Source organism: Leclercia sp. LTM14 (assembly GCF_023736175.1).
GTDB classification, from domain to species: Bacteria; Pseudomonadota; Gammaproteobacteria; order Enterobacterales; family Enterobacteriaceae; genus Enterobacter; species Enterobacter barmai.
On sequence record NZ_JAIKTT010000040.1, the window covers coordinates 1 to 280 of the forward strand.

Sequence of the window (280 nt, forward strand, 5' to 3'; positions counted from 1 at the left end):
CGATAGTGAACCAGTACCGTGAGGGAAAGGCGAAAAGAACCCCGGCGAGGGGAGTGAAAAAGAACCTGAAACCGTGTACGTACAAGCAGTGGGAGCACCCTTGTGGTGTGACTGCGTACCTTTTGTATAATGGGTCAGCGACTTATATTCTGTAGCAAGGTTAACCGTATAGGGGAGCCGAAGGGAAACCGAGTCTTAACTGGGCGTTAAGTTGCAGGGTATAGACCCGAAACCCGGTGATCTAGCCATGGGCAGGTTGAAGGTTGGGTAACACTAACTG

Annotated in this window: 1 rRNA gene; it reads left to right on the plus strand. The window is 51.1% G+C overall.

Features of this window, described 5'->3' with window-relative positions:
- Nucleotides 1-280: ribosomal RNA gene (locus K5I40_RS23825) — 23S ribosomal RNA — on the plus strand; the annotation flags it as partial.